Here is a 3644-nt window from a genome sequence, read left to right as displayed (position 1 = left end):
TCGGACAGGCCTTCCCAGTACACCGCGCCGGTGCTCTGGCGGCTGTCCAGTTCTTGCGCGTCGATCACGGCTTTGACGGTGTAGTCGCCACTGGGCGTGCGCAGCCGCCACGCCACCGGATACCGTGTCTGCGTGAGCGGGCTGGTCCAGAACCGCAAGGGCGCGAACACCACTTCGTCGGGGCCGAAGCGCCGCAGCCGACCTGTCGCAGCGCTGGCACCTTGGCTGCGGTACGAGCCACCGGCCCACAACGCGCTGCCATCGGCACGGCGCAGCCGAAAGGCGGTGAGGCTGTCGCCGTTCTGCAGGTTCATGCCGACCCAGTCCCAGCCCACGGCATCGGGGTGCAGCAGCGATTCGCTCCATTCGTGGTCCAGCCAGGCCCGACCCGTGACGGCCTGGGTCTGGCCTTGCAGACGGAGCCGTCCTTGCACCGCCAGCTGGGGCTGGCTGTAATAAAAACTGGCTTGAGAGGCCTCGGGCCCCTTGCGCGAAAAGCCGTCTTCGCCCTGCAGCAGCAAGGGCTGCGTGGCTTGTGCACCCAGGCTCAGCCCGAAGTCGCTGGCTTGCACCTCGGTGGTGTAGCCGCCGTCTGCGTGGCGCTCCAGGCGCCAGTCGCGCAGCACCACTTCGGTGTCTGTTGTCGCGGCGTAAACCGCCGCCGGGCTTTGGGGCAGCGGGTATGCCTGACCGTTCCAGCGGGCCAGGCGCTGGTCGTGCCAGTTGCGCTGTTCCTGCACGTCGGTGATGGCCGCGTGGGCCAGCAGCAATTGTTTGGCGGCCAGACGGCTTTGCAGCGCTTGCGTGGCGTCCAGCCGGCGGCGAAAAAAGGTCACTTGAAAGCCGTACCGGCGCCCGTCTGCTCTGCTCAGGTCGCCGGTGAGGTACCACCATTCGGTGTGCGCATCGGTGTGCGCGCCGTGGTCTTGCGGGAAACTCAAAGGTCTGGGCGTGAGCACGCCGCCCGCTTGTGCCTGTGCGCCGCGCCAGGGCAGGGCGAACGCACCGGCCAGACCGAGCAGCTGGCGGCGGTTGGGCCGGCCAGCGTTTGGCACATCTTTGGCTTTCATCCTTGCAATTGCGTTTCGATCCCGGTTTGCGCGGCAGCACAATCGCCCCATTGCGTGCGGACCCAGGCCGGGTCGTGGTAGGTCTGCAGGTAGCGCTCGCCGGTGTCGCACAGCAGCGACAGCAGAGAGCCGGTCTGCCCTTGTGTGCGCATCTCGTGCGCGATCTGCAGCATGGCCACCAGATTGGTGCCCGTGGACGGACCCACGCGGCGGCCCAGCAGGGGTGTCAAGGCGCGCATGGCGGCCACGGATTCGGCGTTGGGCACTTCGATCATGCGGTCGATCACCGAGCGCACGAAGCTGGCTTCCACGCGCGGGCGGCCAATGCCTTCGATGCGCGAGCCCGGCGCGGTCAGGCTGGCGTCGCCGCTGCGGTGGTAGGCGCCAAACACCGAGCCCTCGGGGTCGGCCACGCAGAGGCGGGTTTCGTGGCACTGGTAGCGCAGGTAGCGCCCGATGGTGGCACTGGTGCCGCCGGTGCCCGCGCCGACCACGATCCAGCGCGGCACCGGGTGGCGCTCACGGCCCATCTGCTCGAACATGCTTTGTGCGATGTTGTTGTTGCCGCGCCAGTCGGTGGCGCGCTCGGCGTAGGTGAACTGGTCCATGTAGTGCCCGCCGGTGTCTTGCGCCAGTTGCTGGGCGGCGGCGTAGACATCGCCGGCCTTTTCGACGAAGTGGCAGCGGCCACCGTAAAAGGCGATCTGTTCGATTTTTTCCTGCGAGGTGGTGCGTGGCACCACGGCGATGAAGGGCAGGCCGAGCAAACGGGCAAAGTAGGCCTCGCTCACGGCGGTGGAGCCGCTGGAGGCCTCCACCACGGTCGAGCCTTCTTGCAGCCAGCCATTGCACAAGGCGTAGAGAAACAGCGAGCGCGCCAGGCGGTGCTTCAGGCTGCCCGTGGGGTGGGTGGATTCGTCTTTCAGATACAGGTCGATGCCGTGGCGCGCAAAGCCGGGCAAGGGCAGCGCGATCAGATGCGTGTCGGCGCTGCGGCAGAAGTCGGCTTCGATGCGGGTGACGGCCTGGTGCAGCCAGTGGGCGGTGGTGGTGGACATGGGGCGAATCGGTGTGGAGTCGGGTCTTATTGTCGAGGCCGGAAGCCCGACAGGCTCATGCACACCAGCATCACCAGAATGGTGGCGGTGGAACCCAGCGCCATGGCCAGCTCCTCGTAAGGTGGTGCCAGCGGTTTGAGCAACAGGAACGAGCCCAGGGTGCCCAGCGCACCGGCCCAGGCGGCGGCGAGAAAAAAGGGCTTGTGCTTGCGGTGCACCCAGCGCGCAAACACGAACAGCATGGCGCTGCACGGCGCAATGGCCACGAAGGCAATGCCGGTCGCGCCCAGCGAGAGCAGGCAGGTCGGCGCGCCTTCTGCGTTCAGCGGGCACAGCGCGGTATTGGCCACCGCCGCCACCAGCGGGAAGAGCTGGCGGAACAGCAGCAGCAAGGTGGTCATGGCCACCACCAGCAGCGCCAGCGACACCAGCAGGTTCAGGCCTTGGAGCTTGCGCTCGTTTTCCGACGGGATGTCCAGCGCCACGATGCGCGCCAGGCGGCTCACGTCGGCGTCCCAGCGGTCGTCGCTCAGGGTGATGGCGTTGAAGCGGGTCAGTGGGCGCAGGCGCTCGGGCAGTTCGGCGGCGCGTGGCATGGGCGTGCCGTCCACCAGCACCGGGTAGACCGGAATGCCTTTTTCCATGGCAGCGGTGACTTCGTGTGCCACCCAATCGTCGGGCTGGTGCAGACGGCTGCGCCCGGCCCCACCGGCCCGATCGATGTCGTCGACGCCATGGACGTTTTCGGCCGCATGCAGCCAGTCCGGCCCGATGAGCACGATGGCGGCGTCGGACAGGCCCAGGTTGCCCCGGATCACCTGACCAAAGTCGGCACCGCCCGGGATGTCGCCCACGTCGCGGAACACCCGTTTGTCGCCAAAGTAGGCGGTGAGCGAATCGGCCAGACGACCGGCCACCCATTTGGTGTCGTCGCGCCGGTAGCTGATGAAGACCCGCCGTCGCGGCGCGCGCGTCCATGGAAGCAGGGCGGTCATGGTTCTCCTTGTGGGCGGTGGGGTGGCTGGCGGGCTCACCAGTCTTCTTTCACCGAGCGCACCGCGTCGCGGCTGACGGCGGCACGCCCGGCCAGCCAGGCGGTTGCGGTGCCGGCCAGCACGACGGTAAAACACAATGCCAGCAGGCGCAACCAGGGCAGGCTGAGGTCCATGGTCCAGTGGAAGCTCTGCGGGTTGACCACATGCACCAGCAGCAGGCTCACGCCCAGACCCAGGGCCAGGCCGGCCAACGCGCCCAACACCGTCCAGGCCAGGCCTTCGAGTGCCACCACGCCCAGGATTTGCCGCCGGGTCAGGCCGAGGTGGGCCAGCAGACCGAATTCGCGGCGCCGCGCCAGCACCTGTGCGCTGAAACTGGCCGCCACGCCGAACAGGCCGATGCCGATGGCCACCGCCTGCAGCCAGTAGGTCACGGCAAAACTGCGGTCGAAAATGCGCAGCGATACCGCGCGGATCTGCCCCACCGACGCGATCTCGATCAGATCGCGTGTGCCCAGGCT

At 67.8% G+C, this 3644-nt stretch carries 4 protein-coding genes; all 4 read right to left on the bottom strand.

Annotated elements, in window-relative coordinates:
* A partial coding sequence (locus tag ABYB95_RS19275; protein WP_372660574.1) for a lipocalin-like domain-containing protein occupies positions 1–1070 on the bottom strand: 1070 nt, incomplete at its 3' end.
* Positions 1067–2128 (bottom strand): PLP-dependent cysteine synthase family protein, encoded by a 1062-nt coding sequence (locus tag ABYB95_RS19270; RefSeq protein WP_372660571.1) that lies wholly within the window; start codon positions 2126–2128, stop codon positions 1067–1069. The genes ABYB95_RS19275 and ABYB95_RS19270, both read right to left, overlap by 4 nt.
* A 26-nt stretch (positions 2129–2154) precedes the next feature.
* Positions 2155–3123, bottom strand: coding sequence for a toll/interleukin-1 receptor domain-containing protein (locus tag ABYB95_RS19265; protein ID WP_372660568.1), 969 nt, complete (start codon positions 3121–3123; stop codon positions 2155–2157).
* A 35-nt stretch (positions 3124–3158) separates the two neighbouring features.
* A partial coding sequence (locus tag ABYB95_RS19260; protein ID WP_372660565.1) for an FtsX-like permease family protein occupies positions 3159–3644 on the bottom strand: 486 nt, incomplete at its 5' end.

The sequence above is a fragment of the Hydrogenophaga sp. genome (assembly GCF_041633695.1).
Lineage (GTDB): Bacteria > Pseudomonadota > Gammaproteobacteria > Burkholderiales > Burkholderiaceae_C > Hydrogenophaga.
The sequence above is the reverse complement of the archived record's forward strand: the minus strand, read 5'-3'. Positions and strand labels throughout refer to the sequence as shown.

Bases quoted from the DNA above. Each gene is read 5' to 3' on its own strand.
- ABYB95_RS19270 (WP_372660571.1), bottom strand. From the start codon at position 2,128: ATGTCCACCACCACCGCCCACTGGCTGCACCAGGCCGTCACCCGCATC.
- ABYB95_RS19265 (WP_372660568.1), bottom strand. From the start codon at position 3,123: ATGACCGCCCTGCTTCCATGGACGCGCGCGCCGCGACGGCGGGTCTTC.